The organism is Streptomyces sp. NPDC004266, assembly GCF_042874095.1.
Classification (GTDB): domain Bacteria; phylum Actinomycetota; class Actinomycetes; order Streptomycetales; family Streptomycetaceae; genus Streptomyces.
Genome location: NZ_JBIAMM010000020.1, coordinates 1 through 21297 on the forward strand (window position 1 = coordinate 1; position 21297 = coordinate 21297).

The 21297-nt window shown below is 74.9% G+C and carries 19 protein-coding genes and 1 pseudogene; 14 read left to right on the forward strand and 6 right to left on the reverse strand.

The window, feature by feature from the left end; genetic code table 11:
• Positions 1-261 precede the first annotated feature (261 nt).
• The 6 genes from bioD to ACFYUZ_RS34590 all read left to right on the forward strand — a co-directional run bounded on the left by bioD (position 262) and on the right by ACFYUZ_RS34590 (position 5018).
• Entirely contained in the window at positions 262-993 is a 732-nt protein-coding gene (gene bioD / locus ACFYUZ_RS34565; RefSeq protein WP_389316022.1) for a dethiobiotin synthase, read from the forward strand.
• A 4-nt stretch (positions 994-997) separates the two neighbouring features.
• Positions 998-1342, forward strand: a complete 345-nt coding sequence (locus ACFYUZ_RS34570) for a VOC family protein (RefSeq protein ID WP_389316024.1) — start codon at positions 998-1000, stop codon at positions 1340-1342.
• An 11-nt stretch (positions 1343-1353) separates the two neighbouring features.
• A complete protein-coding gene (locus tag ACFYUZ_RS34575; protein ID WP_389316025.1) occupies positions 1354-2007 on the forward strand; it encodes a class I SAM-dependent methyltransferase in 654 nt (217 codons plus the stop codon).
• Positions 2008-2047: 40 nt separating this feature from the next.
• Entirely contained in the window at positions 2048-2485 is a 438-nt protein-coding gene (locus tag ACFYUZ_RS34580) for a GNAT family N-acetyltransferase (protein WP_389316027.1), read from the forward strand.
• Positions 2486-2661: 176 nt separating this feature from the next.
• Positions 2662-4002, forward strand: coding sequence for a hemolysin family protein (locus ACFYUZ_RS34585; protein ID WP_389316029.1), 1341 nt, complete (start codon positions 2662-2664; stop codon positions 4000-4002).
• Positions 3999-5018: a hemolysin family protein gene (locus tag ACFYUZ_RS34590; RefSeq protein ID WP_389316031.1), complete on the forward strand. Its 1020-nt coding sequence runs from the start codon at positions 3999-4001 to the stop codon at positions 5016-5018. The genes ACFYUZ_RS34585 and ACFYUZ_RS34590 overlap by 4 nt, the downstream gene beginning before the upstream one ends.
• 67 nt (positions 5019-5085) lie before the next feature.
• On the opposite strand, the gene ACFYUZ_RS34595 is transcribed toward ACFYUZ_RS34590, so the two are convergent.
• On the reverse strand, positions 5086-6228 hold the full coding sequence (locus ACFYUZ_RS34595; RefSeq protein WP_389316033.1) for a maleylpyruvate isomerase N-terminal domain-containing protein: 1143 nt from the start codon (positions 6226-6228) through the stop codon (positions 5086-5088).
• A gap of 64 nt (positions 6229-6292) precedes the next feature.
• On the opposite strand from ACFYUZ_RS34595, the gene ACFYUZ_RS34600 reads away from it, so the two are divergent.
• From ACFYUZ_RS34600 to ACFYUZ_RS34615, 4 genes are all read left to right on the forward strand, one after another.
• Positions 6293-7075, forward strand: coding sequence for an SGNH/GDSL hydrolase family protein (locus ACFYUZ_RS34600; protein WP_389316035.1), 783 nt, complete (start codon positions 6293-6295; stop codon positions 7073-7075).
• Between the two features lie 98 nt (positions 7076-7173).
• Positions 7174-8616 carry an adenylosuccinate lyase gene (purB, locus tag ACFYUZ_RS34605; protein WP_389316037.1) on the forward strand — a complete coding sequence of 481 codons (1443 nt, stop codon included), beginning with the start codon at positions 7174-7176 and terminating at the stop codon, positions 8614-8616.
• Between the two features lie 62 nt (positions 8617-8678).
• Positions 8679-9164, forward strand: a complete 486-nt coding sequence (gene mug, locus ACFYUZ_RS34610; RefSeq protein WP_389316039.1) for a G/U mismatch-specific DNA glycosylase — start codon at positions 8679-8681, stop codon at positions 9162-9164.
• A 216-nt stretch (positions 9165-9380) separates the two neighbouring features.
• The gene (locus ACFYUZ_RS34615; RefSeq protein ID WP_389316041.1) at positions 9381-10538 is read left to right on the forward strand and encodes an ROK family transcriptional regulator; all 1158 of its coding nucleotides are present in this window, start codon (positions 9381-9383) and stop codon (positions 10536-10538) included.
• 40 nt (positions 10539-10578) lie between these two features.
• On the opposite strand, the gene ACFYUZ_RS34620 is transcribed toward ACFYUZ_RS34615, so the two are convergent.
• Both ACFYUZ_RS34620 and ACFYUZ_RS34625 read right to left on the reverse strand, forming a co-directional pair.
• Positions 10579-11319, reverse strand: coding sequence for a GntR family transcriptional regulator (locus ACFYUZ_RS34620; RefSeq protein ID WP_389316043.1), 741 nt, complete (start codon positions 11317-11319; stop codon positions 10579-10581).
• A gap of 259 nt (positions 11320-11578) precedes the next feature.
• The gene (locus tag ACFYUZ_RS34625) at positions 11579-12490 is read right to left on the reverse strand and encodes an RNA polymerase sigma-70 factor (RefSeq protein WP_389316045.1); all 912 of its coding nucleotides are present in this window, start codon (positions 12488-12490) and stop codon (positions 11579-11581) included.
• A gap of 168 nt (positions 12491-12658) precedes the next feature.
• Here ACFYUZ_RS34625 and ACFYUZ_RS34630 point away from each other — a divergent pair, with 168 nt between their 5' ends.
• A complete protein-coding gene (locus tag ACFYUZ_RS34630) occupies positions 12659-13489 on the forward strand; it encodes an alpha/beta fold hydrolase (RefSeq protein WP_389316047.1) in 831 nt (276 codons plus the stop codon).
• A 48-nt stretch (positions 13490-13537) separates the two neighbouring features.
• Here the strand turns inward: ACFYUZ_RS34630 and ACFYUZ_RS34635 are convergent.
• Positions 13538-14374: pseudogene (locus ACFYUZ_RS34635) on the reverse strand (EamA family transporter); the annotation flags it as partial.
• A 53-nt stretch (positions 14375-14427) separates the two neighbouring features.
• Positions 14428-15402, reverse strand: coding sequence for a helix-turn-helix domain-containing protein (locus tag ACFYUZ_RS34640; RefSeq protein ID WP_389316049.1), 975 nt, complete (start codon positions 15400-15402; stop codon positions 14428-14430).
• 108 nt (positions 15403-15510) lie between these two features.
• Between ACFYUZ_RS34640 and ACFYUZ_RS34645 the strand changes: the two genes are divergently transcribed.
• Positions 15511-16542, forward strand: a complete 1032-nt coding sequence (locus ACFYUZ_RS34645) for a saccharopine dehydrogenase family protein (RefSeq protein ID WP_389316051.1) — start codon at positions 15511-15513, stop codon at positions 16540-16542.
• Here ACFYUZ_RS34645 and ACFYUZ_RS34650 read toward each other — a convergent pair.
• A complete protein-coding gene (locus ACFYUZ_RS34650; RefSeq protein WP_389316053.1) occupies positions 16515-17732 on the reverse strand; it encodes a pentapeptide repeat-containing protein in 1218 nt (405 codons plus the stop codon). The genes ACFYUZ_RS34645 and ACFYUZ_RS34650 overlap by 28 nt on opposite strands.
• Positions 17733-17949: 217 nt before the next feature.
• Between ACFYUZ_RS34650 and ACFYUZ_RS34655 the strand changes: the two genes are divergently transcribed.
• A complete protein-coding gene (locus ACFYUZ_RS34655) occupies positions 17950-19422 on the forward strand; it encodes a PLP-dependent aminotransferase family protein (RefSeq protein ID WP_389316055.1) in 1473 nt (490 codons plus the stop codon).
• 268 nt (positions 19423-19690) lie between these two features.
• Positions 19691-21283, forward strand: coding sequence for an alkaline phosphatase D family protein (locus ACFYUZ_RS34660; RefSeq protein WP_389316057.1), 1593 nt, complete (start codon positions 19691-19693; stop codon positions 21281-21283).
• The last annotated feature ends 14 nt before the right edge of the window (positions 21284-21297 follow it).

A 21297-nucleotide genomic window follows, 5' to 3' on the forward strand; every position in this document is an offset into this window, starting at 1 on the left:
GGGGGTGGGGGGGGGGGGGGGGGGGGGGGGGGGGGGGGGGGGGGGGGGGGGGGGGGGGGGGGGGGGGGGGGGGCGCGGGGGGGGGGGGGGGGGGGGGGGGGGGGGGGGGGGGGGGCCCCCCGGGGGGGGGGGCCCCCCCCCCCCCCCCCCCCCCCCCCCCCCCCCGGGCCGGCGCCCCTGCCGGCGCCAGAGGCTTCCGGGCCCTGGCCCGCCGCACCCGCACCCGCACCCGCACCCGCACACCAGCAAGAAGGGACACCCATGGGCATCATCGTCATCAGCGGCACCGGCACGGAGATCGGCAAGACCGTCGTCACCGCGGCGGTCGCCGCCGTCGCCACCGCCGCCGGCCGCTCCGTCGCCGTCCTGAAGCCCGCTCAGACCGGTGTCGGTCCGGACGAGCGGGGCGACGCGGACGAGGTCGTCCGGCTCTCGGGCGCGCACGCCTCCGCCGAACTCGGCCGTTTCCCGGAGCCGCTGGCCCCCGGGACGGCCGCCCGACGGGCCGGGCTCGCCCCGGTCGGGCCCCGGGAGGTCGCCGAGGCCGCCCGGAAGCTGGCCGAGGAGCACGACCTGGTGCTCGTGGAGGGCGCCGGCGGGCTCCTCGTCCGCTTCGACGAGGAGGGCGGCACGCTCGCCGACGCGGCCGCGCTGCTCGGCGCTCCGGTGCTGGTCGTGGCGCCGGCCGGGCTGGGGACGCTCAACTCGGCGACCCTGACGGGCGAGGCGCTGCGGGCTCGCGGGATCGAGCAGCTCGGCGTGGTCGTCGGCAGCTGGCCGGCCGCGCCGGACCTCGCGGCGCGCTGCAACCTCGCGGACCTGCCGGAGGCGGCGGGCGCGCCCCTGCTCGGAGCCGTGCCGGAGGGTTCGGGCGCGCTCGACCCTGCGGAGTTCCGGGCGGCCGCGGGCGGCTGGCTGGGACCGGAGCTCGGCGGCGCGTGGGACGCGGAGGCGTTCGCGGAGGCGCACGCGGCACCGCTCTCCGTAGGCTGAGCGCATGCGCGCACACGTTCAGGAGATCGTCTTCGACTGCGCCGCTCCGGCGGCGCTGGTCCGCTTCTGGGCCGGGCTCCTCGGCGGCGAACCCGTCGACCGGAGCGCCGACTGGTCGTACGTGGATCCGCCGGGGTTCGTGCGGATCGCCTTCCAGCGGGTGCCGGAGGGCAAGGCCGCGAAGAACCGGCTCCACCTCGACCTGGAGGTGGCCGATCCGGCGCGGGCGGCCGGGGAGGCGGTGCCGCTCGGGGCGGTCGCGGTCGGCGGGCTCGTCACCGACGCCCAGGGGTCCTTCCAGGTCATGCGGGACCCGGAGGGCAACGAGTTCTGCTTCGTGACGGGCTGAGGCGACCGAGGATGACCCGCCCCGGCCCGCCTCCTCGTGTCCACCACCCCCTGTTCGCCCGTTTCTACGCCCGGTTCAGCGAGTCGGCCGACACGCGGGGCGGGCTCGGCGCCCTGCGGGCGGAGCTGCTCGCCGGGCTTTCCGGCCGGGTCGTGGAGATCGGGGCGGGGAACGGCCTGAACTTCGCGCACTACCCGGCCGGGGTCACCGAGGTCGTCGCCGTCGAGCCGGAGCCTCATCTGCGCCGGCTCGCCGGGGAGGCCGCGCGCCGGGCGGCCGTCCCGGTGACGGTGCTGCCGGGCACGGCCGAGGCGCTGCCGGGACCGGACGGCGCCTTCGACGCGGCGGTGGCCTCGCTGGTGCTGTGCACCGTACGGGACGTGCCGCGGGTCCTCGCCGAGCTGCGGCGGGTCCTGCGTCCCGGCGGCGAGCTGCGGTTCCTCGAGCACGGTGCGGCGGACACGCCCGGGCTCGCGCGGGTGCAGCGGGGTCTCGACCGGACGGTCTGGCCGCTGCTCTTCGGCGGCTGCCACACCTCCCGCACCCCGCTCGCGGCGATCGGGGCGGCCGGCTTCGACCTCGTCTCGTACCGCTCCTTCGACGTCCCGGAGCAGGGGCCGCGGCTGCCGTCCTCGCCCTGTGTGCTGGGGACGGCCCGACGGTGATGCCTGGCGGCGCCGCCGCCCCGCGTGATGGGATCCGACCATGATCGATCTGCAGATACGTCCGGCCGCTCCCGACGACGTCGAGGCCGTCCTGGCCTTCTGGAAGGAGTCGGCCGAGGGCACGTCCGTCTCGGACGACGTGAACGGGGTGACCCGGCTGGTGGAGCGCGACCCCGAGGCCCTGATCCTGGCCCTCGTCGACGGCGTGGTCGTCGGCTCCGTGATCGCCGGCTGGGACGGCTGGCGCGCCTCCCTCTACCGGCTCGCCGTCCTGCCCTCGTACCGCCGCCGCGGCATCTCCACCGCGCTCCTGCGCGCGGCCGAGGAGAGGTTCCGCGCGCTCGGCGGACGGCGTGCGGACGCCATGGTCCTGGAGGCGAACGAGACGGGCCGGGCTCTGTGGACGGCGGCCGGGTACGAGCGCGAGGAGCGCTGGCGCCGCTGGGTGAAGCCGCTCGCGGCCCCGGCCACGGGGTGATCACCGGGGTGACCGTTCCACCGCTTTGCCGATCCTTTACCATGGTGTCCTTCCGACCCGCCGACCGAAAGGTGTGAGCGTCCGCCCATGGGCGAGCCTCCCAGTAGCAGTGGTTCCGACCGCCGACATCGAGCGATCCCTCTCCCCCTGGCCGATCATGGGACGGAGGTGAACCGATGACCGAAGTGCTTCTGCTCGTGGTGGCGCTCCTGCTCGCGCTCGCGTGCGGCGGGTTCGTCGCGGCCGAGTTCTCGCTGACCACGGTCGAGCGCGGCGAGCTCGAAGCCGCCGTGGAGCGCGGCGAGCGGGGGGCGGCGGGCGCGCTCAAGGCCGTCCGCTCGCTCACCTTCCAGCTCTCCGGCGCGCAGCTGGGCATCACCGTGACCAACCTGGTCGTCGGCATGCTCTCCGAGCCCTCGATCGCCAAGCTGATCAGCGGCCCCCTGGAGTCGATCGGACTCTCGTCCTCAACAGCCTCCTCGGTCGCCCTCGTCCTGGGCACCGCCCTGTCGACCGTCGTCCTGATGGTCGTCGGCGAGCTGGTCCCCAAGAACTGGGCGATCTCCTCGCCGCTCGCCGTCGCGAAGGTGGTGGCCACCCCGCAGCGCGTGTTCACGGCCGCCTTCAAGCCGCTGATCAGCCACCTCAACAACACCGCGAACCGGATCCTGCGCCGCCTCGGCATGGAGCCGACCGAGGAGCTGGCCTCCGCGCGCTCCCCGCAGGAGCTGGTGGCGCTCGCCCGGCACTCCGCGAAGGAGGGCGCCCTGGAGGCGGACACGGCCGAGCTGTTCGTCCGCACCCTCAACCTGGCGGAGCTGACCGCCGAGAACGTGATGACGCCCCGCGTGCAGGTCACCGCCCTGGAGGTGCAGGCCACCGCCGAGGACGTCGCCAACGCGACCCGCGCGACCGGCCTGTCCCGCTTCCCCGTCTACCGGGGCAGCCTCGACGCGGTCGTCGGCATCGCCCACATCAAGGACGTGCTGGCGATACCGGCCGAGGAACGGCCCCGCCGCCGGATCGGCGAGATGCTGCGCGAGCCGCTGCTCGTCCCCGAGACGCTCACCGTGGACCGGCTCCTCGACCGGCTGTCGGGCCGGCAGACGATGGCCGTCGTCATCGACGAGTACGGCGGCACGGCCGGGGTCGTCACCCTGGAGGACATCGTCGAGGAGGTCGTCGGCGAGGTGCGCGACGAGCACGACCCGCACGAGACCCCGGACCTGGTCCGGGCGGGCGAGGACGCGGACGGGCGCGAGCTGTGGTCCGCCGACGGCGCCGCCCGTACGGACCAGCTGGCCGCGATCGGCCTGCGCGTGCCGGACGGCCCGTACGAGACGCTCGCGGGCGTCCTCGCGACGGAGCTGGGGCGCATCCCCTCCTCCGGCGACCGGGTGGAGCTGGCCGGCTGGCGCCTCGACGTCGTCGACGCCTCGGGCCGGCGCGCCGCGCGCGTGCTCCTGCACGCCCCCGCGCACGACACCGACGACGAGTCCGGGGAGGCCGGCCGATGATCGCGATCCAGCTGCTGATCGGTCTGCTCACGCTGGTCGTCAACGCCTTCTTCGTCGGCGCCGAGTTCGCCCTGATCTCGGTCCGCCGCAGTCAGATCGAGCCCCTGGCCGACTCCGGGAACCGGCGGGCGCGCAGCGTCGTCTGGGGCCTGGAGCACGTCTCCGCGATGCTCGCGGCGGCGCAGCTCGGCATCACCCTGTGCACCCTGGTCCTCGGCATCGTCGCCGAGCCGGCCATCGAGCACCTGCTGGAACCGGTCTTCGACGCGGTCGGCGTGCCGCACGGCGTGGCCGCCACGATCTCGTTCGCGATCGCGCTGGCCCTGGCGACGTACCTGCACATGCTGCTGGGCGAGATGGTGCCGAAGAACATCGCGCTCGCCGAGCCGACGCGCTCCGCGCTGCTCCTCGGGCCGCCCCTGGTGACGCTCGCGCGGGCGCTGCGGCCGGTGATCTTCGCGATCAACGCCTTCGCCAACGCGCTGCTCAAGCTGCTGCGGGTGGACACCAAGGACGAGGTCTCCGCGACCTTCTCGGACGACGAGCTGGCCCGGATGGTCACCGACGCGGGCGACGCGGGTCTCCTGGACGACCGGGCCACCGAGCGGCTGCACGACGCCCTGGAGCTGGGCCGGCGTCCCGTGCGGGACGTCGTCATGCCGGCGGAGAAGGTGGTGTACGCGCAGGTCGGCACCACTCCTGAGGAGCTGGAGGCGCTGGCGGCACGGACCGGGTACTCCCGCTTCCCGGTCCTCGACTCCGAGCGCCACATCCTGGGCTACCTGCACGTCAAGGACGCCCTGGACGTCACCCCGCGCGATCTGCCGTTCCCGGTGACGGCGCTGCGGCCGATCGCCCGCGTCCGGGCGGCGACGCCGCTGGACGACGTCCTCACCGCGATGCGCCGCAGCCGGACGCACCTGGCGGCGGTGCTCGACGAGGACGGCAAGCCGGCCGGTCTGGTGACGATGGAGGACGTGCTGCGCGAGCTGGTGGGACGCCCGGCGGCGTCCTGACCCGCCTCGAAGCCCGAGAGGGGCCCCGGGAACCGCTTCCCGGGGCCCCTCCGGCGTGTCAGAGCTGTCAGAGCGGGGTGGCGGCGAGCCAGTCGTCGAGCAGGTCCCGGTCGCCGGTGCGGACGAAGCGCGGCTCGTCGGCGGCGTACCGGCGGTGGAGGAGGAGCAGCAGCTCCCCGGTGTCCGCCTCGACGGAGACGGTCGGCTCCGCGGCTCCGCTCCCCCGGACCTCCCGGGCCGCTCGGCCCTCCCGGTCCTCCCGGTCCTCCCGGTCCTCCCGGTCCTCCCGGCTCCAGGTGAAGCCGCCCCCGCCGAGGACGAGGGTCCGGACGGTGCCGGTGTCGCGGGCGTCGAGACGGAGGACGGCGCCGTCGCGGTCGAGGTGGGCGAGCGGTTCGGCGACCCAGGGGACGTACGGGGCGTCGGTGAGGAAGTGGTCGAGCGCGGCGGCGGCGACGCGGGGGGCGATCGGCTCCGCGGCGCCGTGGAGGGCGAGCTCGGCGTCGGCGAGGTGGACGACCGCCTCGGAGAGCAGCCGGCGCGGGTAGTACCGGGCGTGCGGGTCCGCTCCCGGCGACCAGACCGGGAGGTCCGGAGCGGCGGCGCGCAGGGTCGTGAGCACGGTGTCGGCGCCCTCGGTCAGCCAGTCGGCGTACGCGGCGGGGTCCGTCGGCGGGTCGAGCGGGAGGTCCTCCACGTGGACGCGGACGGTGGCCCGGGTGCGTACCAGGTGATCGGTCCAGCGGTGGACCGCGCCGAGGTGCCGGGTCAGGTCCGCGAGGGTCCAGCCGGGGCAGGTGGGCACCGGGGTGGCGGGATCGGCCTCCCGCACGAGGGCGGCGAAGCGCAGCACGCGCTCGGCGACGGCGTCGCAGGCGCCGGCCGGGTCGTCGGTCCGCGGCGCGGTCGCCGACGGCCGGGCCGTCGCGGTCGGCGAGGCCGGCCGGAGGTCCGCGGAGACGCCGAGCTGCGCCGGGAGACGGAGCAGCGCCGCCCGGCGGGGCCCCTCCGGGCGGCGCAGCGCGGTCTCACGGAACAGCCCGTCGAGGGCGCGGCGGTCGGCTGGGCCGAGTGCGCCCAGGGTGTGCCCCGTGTGCTCCAGCCACTTCACGGCCGCGTCGGGATCGAGGACCTCGTCGTCGGAGGTCTCGACCGCCGTCACCAGGTCGGCCAGGGACTCGGCCAGGGCGCTCAGCAGCGCGTCGCTCATCGGATTTCCCCTCCCGGGTTCTCCTCGGCGTCCCGCGCATACCGCGCGGTATGATCACTCCGCCATGGAGATCAATGCCACGTACAACAGTCTCGTCGCCGTCGGGGACAGCTTCACCGAGGGTATGTCGGACCTGAACCCCGACGGCTCCTACCGGGGCTGGGCGGACGTCCTCGCGAGCCGTCTCGCCACCCGCTCCCCCGGCTTCCGCTACGCGAACCTCGCCGTGCGCGGCAAGCTCATCGGCCAGATCGTCGACGAGCAAGTCGGCCTGGCCGCAAGCATGAAGGCCGATGTGGTGACCCTCGTCGGCGGGCTCAACGACACCCTGCGCCCCAAGGTCGACATGGTCCGGGTGCGGGACCTCCTCACCGAGGCAGTGGAACGCCTCACACCCTCCTGCGGACAGCTGGTCCTCATGCGCAGCCCCGGCCGCAACGGCCCGGTCATGGAGCGCTTCCGGCCCCGGATGGAGGAGCTGTTCGCCCACATCGACGCCCTCGCCGCCGCGCACGGCGCCCTGGTCGTCGACCTGTACGGCGCCCCGTCGCTCGGCGACCCCCGGCTGTGGGACGTGGACCGGCTCCACCTGACGGCCGACGGACACCGGCGGGTCGCCGAGGCCGTGTGGCAGACGCTCGGCCTGACGCCCGAGGAGGACTGGCGCACGCCGCTGCCCCCGGCCGTGCGGCCCGGCTGGGCGAGCCGCCGGATCGCGGACGCCCGCTTCGCCAGGGAGCACCTCGGCCCCTGGATCGGACGGCGCCTGACCGGCCGCTCCTCGGGGGACGGCCGTCCGCCCAAGCGCCCCGAGCTGCTGCCGTACGAGCCCCCGGCCGGCGCGTAGCGGGGGCGCCCACGCGCGCGCGTGACCTGGGTCTCGTAGCAAGCTCCACACCGGACCGTGGCGCTGGCCTGCAGAAACCACCAGTAAACTCTGTCCACGTGACTGCTGTGACTGCGAAGCCCCGCATCCCCAACGTTCTGGCCGGCCGCTACGCCTCCGCGGAGCTCGCCGTCCTCTGGTCCCCCGAGCAGAAGGTGAAGCTGGAGCGCCGGCTGTGGCTCGCCGTGCTGCGTGCGCAGAAGGACCTCGGGATCGAGGTTCCGGACGCCGCCCTCGCCGACTACGAGCGCGTCCTCGACCAGGTCGACCTCGGCTCCATCGCCGAGCGCGAGAAGGTCACCCGGCACGACGTGAAGGCCAGGATCGAGGAGTTCAACGCCCTCGCCGGCCACGAGCACGTCCACAAGGGCATGACCTCGCGCGACCTCACCGAGAACGTCGAGCAGCTGCAGATCCGGCTCTCCCTGGAGCTGATGCGGGACCGCGCGGTCGCCGTCCTCGCCCGGCTCGGCAAGCTCTCCGCCGAGTACGCGGAGCTGGTCATGGCCGGCCGCTCGCACAACGTCGCCGCCCAGGCGACCACCCTCGGCAAGCGCTTCGCGACGGCGGCGGACGAGCTGCTCGTGGCGTACGCCCGCCTGGAGGAGCTGCTCGGCCGCTACCCGCTGCGCGGCATCAAGGGCCCGGTCGGCACCGCGCAGGACATGCTGGACCTGCTCGGCGGCGACGCCGGCAAGCTGGCGGAGCTGGAGCAGCGGATCGCCGGCCACCTCGGCTTCGCGCACGCCTTCACCTCGGTCGGCCAGGTCTACCCGCGCTCGCTCGACTACGACGTGGTCACCTCGCTGGTGCAGCTGGCCGCCGCCCCGTCCTCGATCGCCAAGACGATCCGCCTGATGGCGGGCCACGAGCTGGTCACCGAGGGCTTCAAGCCCGGCCAGGTCGGCTCCTCGGCGATGCCGCACAAGATGAACACCCGCTCCTGCGAGCGCGTCAACGGCCTCATGGTCATCCTGCGCGGCTACGCCTCGATGACCGGCGAGCTGGCGGGCGACCAGTGGAACGAGGGCGACGTGTCCTGCTCCGTGGTCCGCCGCGTCGCGCTGCCGGACGCCTTCTTCGCGCTCGACGGCCTGCTGGAGACCTTCCTCACCGTGCTCGACGAGTTCGGCGCCTTCCCGGCCGTCGTCGCCCGCGAGCTCGACCGCTACCTGCCCTTCCTGGCGACGACCAAGGTCCTCATGGGCGCCGTCCGCGCCGGCGTGGGCCGCGAGGTCGCCCACGAGGCCATCAAGGAGAACGCCGTCGCCTCCGCCCTCGCCATGCGCGAGCAGGGCGCCGAGCGCAACGAGCTGCTCGACAAGCTGGCCGCCGACGAGCGGATCCCGCTGGACCGGGCGCAGCTCGACGAGCTGATGGCGGACAAGCTGTCCTTCACGGGCGCCGCCGCCGACCAGGTCGCTTCCGTGGTCTCCCGCATCGAGGAGATCCTCAAGCAGCACCCGGAGGCCGCCGCCTACACCCCCGGGGCGATCCTCTGACCCGGACCCCCCGGTTCACCCAGCAGGAGCTGGAGGCCGCTCGCGACCGCGTCGTTCCCGACGTGGTCGCGAGCGGCCTTTCCGTGCTCTTCTGCGGGATCAATCCGGGACTGATGACGGCGGCGACGGGCCACCACTTCGCCCGCCCGGGCAACCGCTTCTGGCCGGTGCTGCACCTGTCGGGGTTCACGCCGAGGCGGCTGCGGCCGGACGAGCAGGAGGAACTCCTGACGTACGGGCTCGGCATCACGAACGTGGTGGCGCGGGCGACCGCCCGGGCCGACGAGCTGAGCCCCGAGGAGTACCGCGAGGGCGGGCGGCTGCTCGTGGAGAAGGTGGAGCGCCTCGAACCGCGCTGGCTCGCGGTCGTCGGCGTCACCGCCTACCGCACGGCCTTCGGGGAGCCGAAGGCGGCGATCGGGCCGCAGGAGCGCGTGATCGGCTCCACCCGCGTCTGGGCGCTGCCCAACCCGAGCGGCCTCAACGCCCACTGGACGACGGAGACGATGGCCGAGGAGTTCGCCCGCCTCCGTGCGGCGGCCGGGTGACGGTTCCGGGACGGACCGCGGACCCGGCTCCTCCGGCGGGTCCCGGCGGGCGGTGAGCGGGGCGGCGGGACCGCCCCGCCCCGCCCCGTACGGCAGTTGGCGTCCCGTCAGGCGCGGGGCGCCGCGCGCCGGGGCAGCCCCGGGGGCGGCACTCGCCGCGACCCGGCCCATTGAGTACCATCCGCCGAAGAGGTGCACGAGCTGGGAGGACACACTGTGGGGCGGCTGACCGGCGGGGATCCGTCTCTGCTGCGGCGGATCAACTCCGCGGTGGTACTCCATGCGCTGCGCGGCGCCGACGCGCCCACGCTCACGGATCTGACCCGGATCACGGGCCTGTCGCGGCCCACGGTCGAGGGGGTCGTCGAGGGCCTCATGGAGGGCGGTCTCGTCGTCGAGTCGGCGCCCGAGGAGGGCGAGGCCCGGCGGCAGGGACGCCCGGCGCGGAGGTTCCGCTTCCGCGCGGAGGCCGGTCATCTGCTCGGCATCGAGATCGGCCCGCACCGCGTGGCCGCCCTGCTCTCCGGGCTGGACGGGCGCATCATCGGCGCCGGGTCCCGCGAGGTGTCGGAGACGGCGTCCGAGGACGAGCGCCTGGAGCGGGTGCGTACCGTCGTGGCCGACGTGCTGCGCAGGGCCGGGGTCGCCCGGTCCAACCTGCGGGCCGTCGGTGTCGGCACGCCCGGCATCGTGGAGGCCGACGGCACCGTACGCCTCGGCACGGCGCTGCCCGGCTGGACGGGCCTCGCGCTCGGCGAGCGGCTGCGGCGCTCCTTCCGCTGCCCGGTGATCGTGGAGAACGACGCCAACGCGGCGGCCGTCGCCGAGCACTGGAAGGGTGCCGCGACCGACTCCGACGACATCGTCTTCGTCCTCGCCGGCCTCAGCCCCGGCGCCGGCTCGCTGATCGGCGGCCGGCTGCACCGGGGCTTCGGCGGGGCGGCCGGGGAGATCGGCGCCCTGCACCTGCTCGGCCGGGACGTGACCCCGGAGCGGCTCCTCTCGACCACGGACGAGCCGCTGCACCCGCTGGACGAGCAGGCGGTCGCCGAGGTCTTCGCGCTGGCCCGCAAGGGCGACGCGCGCGCGGAGGCGGCGGTGGACCGCTTCATCCAGCGGCTCGTGCACGACGTGGCGGCCCTGGTCCTCGCCATCGACCCCGAGCTGGTGGTCGTCGGCGGCTGGGCGGCGGGCCTCGACGGGGTGCTCCAGCCGCTCCGCGAGGAACTGGCCCGGTTCTGCCTGCGGCCGCCCCGGGTGGTGCTGTCCCTGCTCGGCGAGGCCGCGGTGGGCACGGGCGCCCTCCGGCTCGCCCTCGACCACGTCGAGGAGCAGCTCTTCGCCGTCGAGGGCACGGTGACGGCCCGCCGCTAGGGGTCTTCCCGCGACGGGCCGGTGTCCGGGCGCGGGAGTCCTACGAGGCCATGACCAGGTCGGGCGAGTCGCCGAAGGTGAGGCGGCAGGTGTCGGCGCGGTAGGTGGCCACCGAGACGGCGGCCGGACGCCCGGCGGAGAGGTAGCGGGTCGTCACGACCAGGACGGGCGCGCCCGGCAGCCGGTCGAGCTCCTTGGCGTCGTCGGCACGGGCGGAGCCGAGCTCCACGGCGCGGTCCTGGCCGTCGAGGGCGAGGTGCTGGAGTTCGCGGAGCACGGCGCGGGCGCGGGCGGGACCCGCGGGCGCGTCGATGGCGCTGAGGCCCGGGACGGAGCCGGCCGGCACGTAGAGCAGCTCGGCCGCGACCGGCTGGCCCTGGCTGATGCGGAGGCGGCGGACGATGTGCACCTGCTCGTCGGCGGCGGTCTCCAGGACGCGCGCGACGGCGGCCGGGGCCACGTCGGCGGCGGAGTCCTGGGGCTGCCAGACGTCGTCGCCGACGCCGGGCCAGGTGTGCTGGGTGGTGGAGACGTCGACGCCGACGCGCGGAGGGGCGACGGTGGTGCCGACGCCGCGGCGGCGCTGCAGACGCCCTTCCAGCTCCAGCTGCTCCAGGGCCTGTCGGAGCGTGGCACGGGCGACGCCGAAGCGCGCCGCGAGCTCGCGCTCGTTGGGCAGGATCTCCCCGACCGCGAAGTCCGAGTCGAGCGCTTCGCCGATCACTGTCTTGAGGTGCTGGTACTTCGGCTCCGGTACCGATGTCAGCTGCGTGGTCCCCACCCTGATCCTCCGCAATTCGCCGTGTCCCGCGGCGTTTTTCCGCGCCCTTGTTTATTAAAGGTTCCTGCACTAACTCTGCGACCATAAGGCGAGCCACCCCCTTGGTCAAGACCAATCCTCTGTCGAACGGCCCTGAATGTGACCCTCTGACCTGGATCGTTCACAGGACGTTCGCGCCCTCGTGAACCCCGCGCAGCAAAAGGCCCCGCCTCCCGGGAGGGGAGACGGGGCGGGTTCCGGCCGGTCGGCGTGATCTCCGTCAGTCGTCGGCGCGGCCGGCGAGGCCCTGGAGCTTGTCGGGGTTGCGGATGATGTGGACGCACTGGACCAGCCCGTCGCGCGCCTCGATCTGGAAGACGGTGTCGGGCCTCCCGTCGGCGAGGACGAGCACGGCCGGGGCGCCGTTGAGCTCCGGGAAGCGCACCTCGTACCCCGCCCACGCGTCCCGGGCGACGGCGACGAGGAAGCGGCCGACCTTGTCGGCGCTCTCGATGATCCGCAGCGGCGCCTTGGACTTGCCTCCGCTGTCGCCGACGAGCCGGACGTCCGGGGCGAGGAGCGCGAGGAGCTCGCCGAGGTCGCCGCCGGCCGCGGCGGAGAGGAAGCGCTCGGTGAGGTCGCGGCGCTCGGCCGGGTCGACGTCGTAGCGCGGCCTGCCCTCGTCGACGTGGCGCCGGGCGCGCCCGGCGAGCTGGCGCACGGCCGCCTCGGAGCGGTCGAGGGCGGTGGCGATCTCTCCGTACGGGAAGCCGAAGGCCTCGCGGAGCACGAAGACGGCCCGCTCCAGCGGGGAGAGGGATTCGAGCACCACGAGGAGCGCGAGCGAGACGGAGTCGGCGAGCAGGGCGCGCTCGGCGCTGTCGGGGGCGGCGGGGCCGAAGTCGGTCACGAGGGGTTCGGGGAGCCAGGGGCCGACGTAGGACTCGCGGCGCGCCTGCGCCTGGCGGAGCCGGTCGATGGCGAGCCGTGTGGTGATCCGCACGAGGAAGGCGCGCGGCTCGCGGACGGCGGCCCGGTCCGCGGCGGTCCAGCGCAGCCAGGCCTCCTGGACGACGTCCTCGGCGTCGGCGGTGCGGCCGAGCATCCGGTAGGCGACGCCGAGGAGCATCGGGCGGTGCTCCTCGAAGAGTTCGGTCAGGGTGTCGGTCTCGGTGTCGGTCTCGGTGGGCACGCTTCCATCCCAGCCCACGTCATCGGTCCTGTCCAGTTTCCGGCTCCCGTCTTGAACTCCTTGCTACTGAGCGGTAATTCTTACTGACGGGACGTCTAAAAGGTGGCGCCCGACGGTGTCGCCCACCGGTGTTCACCAGGAAGCTGCACGAGGAAGCGAGGGGCCCGCATGCCCGCACGGATCGCGTTCACGATCGAGACCCCGGCGGGCCCCCGCGACGTCTCCCTGACGTACGAGCGGCGGGGCGCGGGCGAGCCCCTGCTGCTGCTCCACGGCATCGGGCACCACTGGCAGGCCTGGGGGCCCGTCCTCGACGTCCTCGCCGTCGAACGCGAGGTGATCGCCGTCGACCTGCCCGGTTTCGGGGCCTCCGACGGGCTGCCGGAGGGCGTCCCGTACGACCTGTCCACCGTCGCCCCGGTGCTCGGCGCCTTCTGCGAGGCCGTCGGCTTCGAGCGGCCGCACGTGGCGGGGAACTCCCTGGGCGGGCTGCTCGCCCTGGAGCTCGGCCGGGAGAAGCTGGTGCGCTCGGTCACCGCCCTCTCCCCCGCCGGCTTCTGGTCGGAGGCCGAGCGGCTCTACGCCTTCGGGACGCTGCGGGCCATGCGCGGCGCCGCCCTGTCGCTGCCGGTGCCGGTGATCGAGCGCCTCTCGCGCACGGCCGCCGGGCGCACCGCGCTCACCAGCACGATCTACGCGCGACCCGGCCGCAGGTCACCCGAGGCCGTCGTCGCCGAGACCCTCGCGCTGCGGCAGGCCACCGGCTTCCACCAGACGCTGGCGGCGGGCCGGGCCGCCCTCTTCCGCGACGACGTCCCGTCGGTCCCCGTCACCGTCGCCTGGGGCACCCGCGACCGGCTGCTGCTGCGCCGCCAGGGCGTCCGCGCCAAGCGCACCCTGCCCGCCGCGCGCCTGGTCCGGCTGCCCGGCTGCGGCCACGTGCCGATGAACGACGACCCCGCCCTGGTCGCGCGCGTGATCCTGGACGGCAGCCGTTGAGCCGGGTCGGGACGAGCGGGTGAACAGCCCCGTCCCCAGGGCGGCTCCGGCACCGACGAGGAGGCTGCCGACCGCCTGGGGGAGGCCGAAGACGGCGCCTCCGACCAGGGCGGCGCTCAGGGCAGCGGCGATCGGGATGGCCCCGGTGTAGAGAGTGGCCCTCTCCATGCCGATGCGCTGGACGCCCATGTAGAAGAGGACGAACCCGACGACCGTGGCCAGGGCCGCCTGCCAGATCAGGGCCCCCGTCTCCACGGCCGTCGGCATCCGCACGAACCCGGCGCCGTCCACCACCAGGCCGACGAGCGCCGCCTCGACCGCGCCGATCCCGCACACGGCGGCCGTCAGCAGCTTCGGCCCGAGCACCCGCAGCACCGGGACGGCCAGCACGGTGAATCCCACCTCACCGGCGAGCGCCGCGACCGACCAGCCGATCCCGGCCGGGTCCGTCCGGCCCCAGCCCTGCACGGTGAAGGCGCCGGCGGCGACGAGCAGCGCCCCGTACAGCACGGCGGGGGCGGGCCTGCGGCCCTCGGTGAGCGGGACCAGGACGGCGACGACGACCGGGGCGCAGCCGACGAGGACGCCGGGGACGGCGGGCTCCGCGGTGCGTTCGGCGGCCAGGACCGCGAGGTTGAAGCCGACCATGCCGACGGCCGCGAGGGCGGCGAGCCGCAGCAGGTGACGGGCGGTCAGGAGCCGCAGCGGAGCGAGTCCGCCACGGCCGAGCAGCGGGAGGAGGAGCAGACAGGCGGCGCCGTAACGGAGGGCCTGCCCGCCCGCGTACGGATAGGCGCCGAGCAGGCTGTTGGCGGTGAAGGAGGCGCCGACGAGGGCGTAGGCGAGGGTCACCAGGAGGACCCCGCGCAGGGCGTTCGCGTTCATGCCTCCGACGCTAGGGAGCCACGCGGCCCGGGTTGAGGTCCACTTCCGTCACGTCATCGGGGACCACTTTCGACGCGTCCGGCGGGTCCGCTCCGGGAGCGGAAGGTGCGGCGGTAGGTGTCCGGGGGCACGCCGACGGTGCGGTTGAAGTGGCGGCGGAGCGTGGTGGCGGTGCCCATGCCGGTGGCCTCCGCGATGGCGTCGACGCTGTCGTCGGTGGCTTCGAGGAGCTCCTGGGCACGGCGGATCCGCTGGGTGAGCAGCCATTGCAGCGGGGTGGTGCCGGTCGCGGCCCGGAAGTGGCGTCCCAGGTGGCGTGAGCTCATGCGTGCCCGGCGGGCCAGGTCCTCCACCGTCAGCGGTTCACCGAGCCGCTCGACCGCCCAGGGCAGCAGCTCGGTGAGCGGGTGGTCCCGCCGGGTGGGCACGGGTGCGGTGACGAACTGGGCCTGTCCGCCGTCCCGGTGCGGGGGCACGACCAGGCGCCGGGCGACCGTGTTGGCGATCGCCGAGCCGTGGTCGAGGCGGACGAGGTGCAGGCAGAGGTCCATCGCGGCGGCCTTGCCGGCGGAGGTGAGCACCGTGCCCTCGTCCACGTAGAGCACGTCCGGATCGACCTCCACGCGCGCGTACCGCCCGGCCAGGGTCCCGGTGTGCGCCCAGTGCGTGGTGGCGCGCCGTCCGTCGAGGAGGCCGGCGGCGGCGAGGACGAAGGCGCCCGTGCACAGGGAGGCCACGCGCGCGCCCGCCTCGTGGGCCGCGCGCACCGCGTCGACCAGGTCGGCGGGCGGTTCCCGGTCGACGTCGGCCCAGCCCGGGACGATCACCGTGTCCGCGTACGGGAGCCGGTCGAGCCCGCCGTCGGGTTCCAGGCGGAACCGCTCGACCGAGACCGGGCCCGGTCCGCAGACGGTCACGTCGTACCAGGGGACGGTGACGGCGTCCGGGGCGGAGCCGAAGACCTCGTGGGCGAGGGAGAGTTCGAAGTGCAGCATGCCGTCGGTGACGGCGAGCGCGAGCGTACCCATGTCCGTAATTGTACGGGGCATGGCGTTCCGGACACTCGTGGTCGGCCGCAACGGCCGCCAGGATGGCTGTAGTTGAACATTCGATAACAGGGGACGGCGGGAGAGGTCATGGAATCGGGTCGGACGGTCGCGGTGTTCGGCGCCTACGGTCACACCGGGCGCTTCGTGGTGGCGGAACTGCTGGAGCGGGGCTTCGTGCCGGTGCTCTCCGGCCGCGACGCCGGCAGGCTGCGGACGCTCGCCGCGTCCCACGGCGGGCTCGACGTCCGCCCGGCGTCGGTCGACGACCCCGCCTCGCTCGACCGCGCGCTGGCCGGGGCGGCGGCCGTCGTCAACTGCGCCGGGCCCTTCGCCGTGACCGGTGCCCCGGTGATCGAGGCCGCGCTGCGCGCCGGGATCCCGTACGTGGACGTGGCCGCCGAGATCGAGGCCAACGCCGACGCCTTCGCGCGCTTCGCCGACCGGGCCCGCGCCGCGGGAACGGCGGTCGTCCCCGCGATGGCCTTCTACGGCGGCCTCGGCGACCTGCTGGTCACCACGGCCATGGGCGACTGGAGGACGGCCGACGAGGTGCACGTCGCGTACGGACTGAGCAGCTGGCACCCCACGGCGGGGACCCTCGCGGCGGGCAAGGTCTCCCGCGAGCGGCGCGGCGGCCGGCACGTCCGGTACACCGGAGGCCGGCTGGAGTACCACGACGAGGCGCTCCCCGTCCTGGAGTGGCCCTTCCCCGCCCCCATGGGCACCCGGCCCGTCATCGGCGGGTTCACCATGGCCGACGTCGTGACCGTCCCCAGCCACGTGGCGGTGCCCGAGGTACGGACGTACATGGCGGTCGACGCGGCCCGGGACCTGTCGGCGCCGGACGCGCCCGCACCGGCCGCCGTCGACGAGCGCGGCCGGTCCGCGCAGACCTTCCTCGTGGACGTCCTCGTCCGCTCCGGGGGCGCGGAGCGCCGGGCCGTCGCCACCGGCCGGGACATCTACGCCGTCAGCGCGCCGCTCGCGGTGGAGGCGGTCCACCGGATCCTCACCGGCCGGACCCGGACGACCGGCGTCGCCTCGGCCGGCGAGATGTTCGACGCGCCCGGCTTCCTGCGCGCGCTGTCCGCTCACCTCTCCCTGGACGTGCGGCGGTAGCCGGGCCCGGCCGCCGGTCCGGATCGGTGCGGCACGTCGGGGCCGGGCAGCCCGCGGGCCCCCTCGGTACGTGCGCCGGCCAGCTCGGCTCCGGTCAGCTCGGCCCCCCTGAGGTCCGCTTCGGTGAGGTCCGCGCCCCTGAGGTTCGCCCGGGTCAGGTTCACCTCGCGGAGATCGGCTCCGCGCAGATCGGCGCCGTGCAGGTCGGCTCCGGTCAGGTTCGCACTCTCCGCCACGGTGCCGGCGACGACCTCGGCCTGCAGCGACCTGTCGGCCGCGCTGAACCGTGCGCCGCGGAGACGGGCGCCGACCAGGGACGCGCCCGTCAGATCGGCGTCGGCGAGGATCGCTCCCGTCAGCGTCGCTCCGCCGAGGTTCGCGCCGGTGAGATCCGCGTCCCAGAGCACGGCGCGGGACAGATCGGCCCCCTTGACGGGAAAGGGCACGTCCGTCGTCGCCAGGAACGTCCCTCGCAGGATCGCACCGCTGAGGTCCGCGCCGGCCAGGTTCGTCTCCATGACGTTCGCCTCGGTCAGGTCGGCCGAGCTCAGGTCGGCCTCGCCGAGGTCGACGCGCAGGAGTTGCGCCCGGCTCAGGTTGGCCTCGCCCGCGAACGCGCTCCGCAGGTCGACCCCCGACAGGTCGGCGTGGCGCAGGTCCGCGCCTTCGAGGTTCACGTAGGCGAAAGGCGCACGCGCGCGTGGGAACGCCCCGCCCTCGGGCACCTTCGCGATGTCCTCGAAGGCCCAGGTGGTCAGGGACAGGCCGCGGAGGTCCGCCCGGCTCCAGTCGACCTGGACGCCGGCGTCGTGGCGGGGGGAGCGGTGGGCCAGGACGTTCACGACGGCGGTCACGTCCGTCGTCGGGCGGCGGTGTTCGGGTGCCTCCCCGCCCTCCCCGGGTTCCTCCGGCTCCTTCACGAACCCGGTCGCGGGGACGCTCGCGTGGCGGCGCACGTACGCCGAGAGGACCTGGACGACCCTGGGCTGGTCGCGCGGCGAGTCCTGCATGATGCGCTCGAGGGCGTAGATGCCGCCGAAGCGCACGTCGAGCGACGGCGAGCCGAGGTTGGTGATCGCGTCGTTGAACCGGCTCGTGAGCTGACCCTGTTCCGTGACCCGTACTTCCCGCCAGGTGAAGAACAGCGCCAGCATCGCGGCCAGACCGGGCAGCACGGCCACCACGAGCACGGGCCACTGGGAGCGGTCCGATCGCCCTGCTCCGGATCCGCCCGCGCCGCTCCGGCTCCCGCTCCGGGCTTCGCGCCGGTTCGCGATCCGTGCCAACAGGCCGCTGCCCGTGCGTCCCCTCACCCGTCCATGGCAGTCGACCGGCCCCGGAACGGGCGGACGCCACACCGCCGATGCACCCGATCGACGTAGCCGCCGGATCACGGGCCCCGGCATCATGGGTCCCACCGGGACGGACCGAGGAGCCCCGGCGCGGGGACGGCGAGAAGGGCCGCGTGAGATGAGAAGCCAGGGCCAGGCGGCCTGGGAGCTGCTCCTGCCGGCCGCCGGCGCTCCGGCGCGGCGGCGGGGGCGGGCCCTGCAGGAGGCGCTGCGGGAGGCGGTGCGTTCGGGCCGGCTCGCGGCCGGGACGCGACTGCCGTCGACCCGCGCGCTCGCGGCCGACCTCGGCGTCTCGCGGGGCCTCGTCACCGAGGCGTACGAACAGCTGACGGCCGAGGGATACCTGCGGAGCGACCGGGGGGCGGGGACCTGGGTGGGCGGCGCGGCCCGAGCGGCCGTGCCCGGAGCCCGTGACCTGGCCGCCGGGGAGCCCGGGGTCCGGGTGGACTTCCGCCCGGGGACCCCCGACCTGTCGCTGTTCCCCAGGAGCGCGTGGGCGGCGGCGCAGCGGTCCGTGCTCACGCGGCTCCCCCACCCGGCGCTCGGCTACCCGGACCCGCGCGGCCTCCCCGAGCTGCGCGAGGCGCTGGCCGCGATGCTGGCGCGGCGGCGGGGAGTGGTGGCCGATCCGGAGCGGCTCGTGGTCTGTTCGGGCGTGGCGCAGGCCTCGACGCTGCTGGGCTTCGTCCTGCGCGCGCGTGGACTGCGTCGGGTCGGGATCGAGGATCCCGGCAGCCCGGAGCACGGGCGCCTGTTCGCCTCGACCGGCCTGGAGACGGTGTGGCTGCCGCTGGACGAGGAGGGGCTGCGGCCGGGGCCGCTCGCCGGCTCCGGGGTGCGGGCGGTCGTCGTGACGCCCTCTCACCAGTTCCCCTCCGGCATCAGCTGGTCGGCGGAGCGCAGGGCCTCGCTCCTCGACTGGGCGCGCGCCGTGGACGGCTACGTCCTGGAGGACGACTACGACGGCGACTTCCGCTACGACCGCGCCCCCGTCGGCGCGCTCCAGGGACTCGACCCCGAGCGGGTCGCCTACACGGGCTCGGTCAGCAAGTCCCTGGCCCCCGGACTGCGGCTCGGCTGGATGCTCGTCCCGGAGGCGCTGCTCGACGAGGTCGTCGAACGCAAGCGGACGATGGACCTCGGCAATCCCGTGCTCGACCAGGCCGTCCTCGCGGAGTTCGTGAGGCGCGGCGGGTACGACCGTCAGCTGCGCCGCTGCCAACGCGCCTACCGGGAGCGGCGGGACGCGCTGCTCGCCGCCCTCGCGGAGCACCTGCCCGGCACTCGGGTGAGCGGCATCGCGGCCGGACTCCACGTCATCGCGCGCGTACCGGCCCGGTTCGGACCCCCGGAGCGGTTCCTCGCGCGGGCGGCGGAGGCGGGAGTGGCACTGCGGTCTCTGGAGGAGTACGGCACCGCCCGGCCGGCCGACGGGGACGTACGGCTCGTCATCGGGTACGCGCACCTGGCCCCTTCGGCCATCGGCACCGGGGTCAGGCTGGTGGCGGAGGGGTGCGGGAGGGAATGAGGCGGGGTCCGGGTCGGGGTTTCGGGATCCGATGTCCTGGATCCGGGATCCGATGTCCTGGGTCCAAGGTGCGATGACCTGGGTCTGGGATGCCATGCCCTGGATCCAGGATCCGAGCTCCGCAGCCGCCAGGAGGGCGATCTGTTCACGCGGGGTTCGTGTGGCCGCCGCACCCGGCCGTTAGGCATGGGGCGGCGCGCCCCGAGCCGGCAGGCACGGACACGGCGCGCCGCCCGCGACCGGAACGACCGACCCCGGAGGCCCTTTCATGTCCCTTTCCCTGTCCGGCTCTTCACCCTCCCCCGCCCGGCGCGGCCTTCTGCGCGGCTCGCTGGCCGCCTCGGCGGCGCTGGCCCTCGGCGGCACCGGTCTCGCCGCCCCCGCGTTCGCGCTCTCGGGGCGGCCCCGGGCCGAGTGGGGCGTGCAGGCGGGTGACGTCACGGCCTCCTCCGGTCTGGTGTGGGTGCGCTCGGACCGGCCGGCGCGGATGCTCGTGGAGACGTCGGCGACCGAGTCCTTCCGGCACGCGCGCCGCCACTTCGGGCCGCTGATCGGCCCGGGCACGGACTTCACCGGCACGACCGCGCTGCGCGGCCTGCCGGCCGGCGAGCAGATCCACTACCGGGTCACCCTCCTCGACCCGGACGATCCGCGCCGGGCGGGCGAGCCGGTCCTCGGCACCTTCCGCACGGCCCCGGACCGGCGCCGCGACGGGGTCCGCTTCCTGTGGTCCGGGGACATCGCGGGGCAGGGCTGGGGCATCAACCCGGACATCGGGGGCTTCCGGGCGTACGAGGAGATGCGCCGGCTCGACCCGGACTTCTTCCTGTGCAGCGGCGACACGATCTACGCCGACGGGGTCATCCAGCCGAGCGTGACCCTGCCGGACGGACGGGTCTGGCGGAACGTCACGACGCCGGAGAAGTCGAAGGTCGCCGAGACCCTCGACGAGTACCGGGGCAACTTCCGCTACAACCTCCTCGACCACAACGTCCGGGCCTTCAACGCACAGGTGCCGTCGGTGGTGCAGTGGGACGACCACGAGGTGCGGAACAACTGGTACCCGGGGCAGATCCTGGACGACCCCCGCTACACGGAGAAGGACGTGGACGTCCTGGCGGCCCGGGCCTCGCGGGCGTTCGGCGAGTACTTCCCGGTCTCCACGCTCCACGCGCGCGGGGAGGGGCGCGAGCGGCGGATGCACCGGGTGGTGCGGTACGGGCCGCTGCTCGACGTGTTCGTGCTCGACATGCGCTCGTACCGGAACGCCAACTCACCCGGTCGTCAGGCCGACGACACCACCGGCATCCTCGGCGCCGAGCAGCTGGCGTGGCTCAAGCGGGAGCTGGCCGCGTCCCGGGCGGTGTGGAAGGTGCTCGCGGCGGACATGCCGATCGGCCTGGTCGTCCCGGACGGCGCGGCGAACTTCGAGGCGGTCGCGCAGGGCGATCCGGGTGCTCCGCTGGGCCGGGAGCTCCAGATCGCGGAGCTGCTGCGGTTCGTGAAGCACCGGCGGATCACCGGCACGGTGTGGCTGACGGCGGACGTCCACCACACCTCGGCGCAGCACTACGCGCCGGAGCGGGCGGCCTTCCGGGACTTCGCCCCCTTCTGGGAGTTCGTGTCCGGGCCGCTGGCGGCGGGCGGGTTCCCGGCGAGCGCCCTGGACGCCACGTTCGGCCCGGAGCGGGTGTTCGTGCGGGCGCCGGAGCGGGGGAACCTGTCGCCGATGGAGAGCCCGCAGTACTTCGGCGAGGTCGACGTCGACGGCCACAGCGGAGAGCTGACCGTACGGCTGCGGGCCGAGGGCGGCACGGTGCTGTTCAGCAAGGTGCTCCAGCCTGGCCAGGTCGGACAGTAACCGCAGGTCAGAGG

Coding starts and splice junctions, on each gene's coding strand:
- bioD (WP_389316022.1), top strand. CDS start 262: ATGGGCATCATCGTCATCAGCGGCACCGGCACGGAGATCGGCAAGACC.
- ACFYUZ_RS34570 (WP_389316024.1), top strand. CDS start 998: ATGCGCGCACACGTTCAGGAGATCGTCTTCGACTGCGCCGCTCCGGCG.
- ACFYUZ_RS34575 (WP_389316025.1), top strand. CDS start 1,354: ATGACCCGCCCCGGCCCGCCTCCTCGTGTCCACCACCCCCTGTTCGCC.
- ACFYUZ_RS34580 (WP_389316027.1), top strand. CDS start 2,048: ATGATCGATCTGCAGATACGTCCGGCCGCTCCCGACGACGTCGAGGCC.
- ACFYUZ_RS34585 (WP_389316029.1), top strand. CDS start 2,662: ATGACCGAAGTGCTTCTGCTCGTGGTGGCGCTCCTGCTCGCGCTCGCG.
- ACFYUZ_RS34590 (WP_389316031.1), top strand. CDS start 3,999: ATGATCGCGATCCAGCTGCTGATCGGTCTGCTCACGCTGGTCGTCAAC.
- ACFYUZ_RS34595 (WP_389316033.1), bottom strand. CDS start 6,228: ATGAGCGACGCGCTGCTGAGCGCCCTGGCCGAGTCCCTGGCCGACCTG.
- ACFYUZ_RS34600 (WP_389316035.1), top strand. CDS start 6,293: ATGGAGATCAATGCCACGTACAACAGTCTCGTCGCCGTCGGGGACAGC.
- ACFYUZ_RS34630 (WP_389316047.1), top strand. CDS start 12,659: ATGCCCGCACGGATCGCGTTCACGATCGAGACCCCGGCGGGCCCCCGC.
- ACFYUZ_RS34640 (WP_389316049.1), bottom strand. CDS start 15,402: ATGGGTACGCTCGCGCTCGCCGTCACCGACGGCATGCTGCACTTCGAA.
- ACFYUZ_RS34645 (WP_389316051.1), top strand. CDS start 15,511: ATGGAATCGGGTCGGACGGTCGCGGTGTTCGGCGCCTACGGTCACACC.
- ACFYUZ_RS34655 (WP_389316055.1), top strand. CDS start 17,950: ATGGGTCCCACCGGGACGGACCGAGGAGCCCCGGCGCGGGGACGGCGA.
- ACFYUZ_RS34660 (WP_389316057.1), top strand. CDS start 19,691: ATGTCCCTTTCCCTGTCCGGCTCTTCACCCTCCCCCGCCCGGCGCGGC.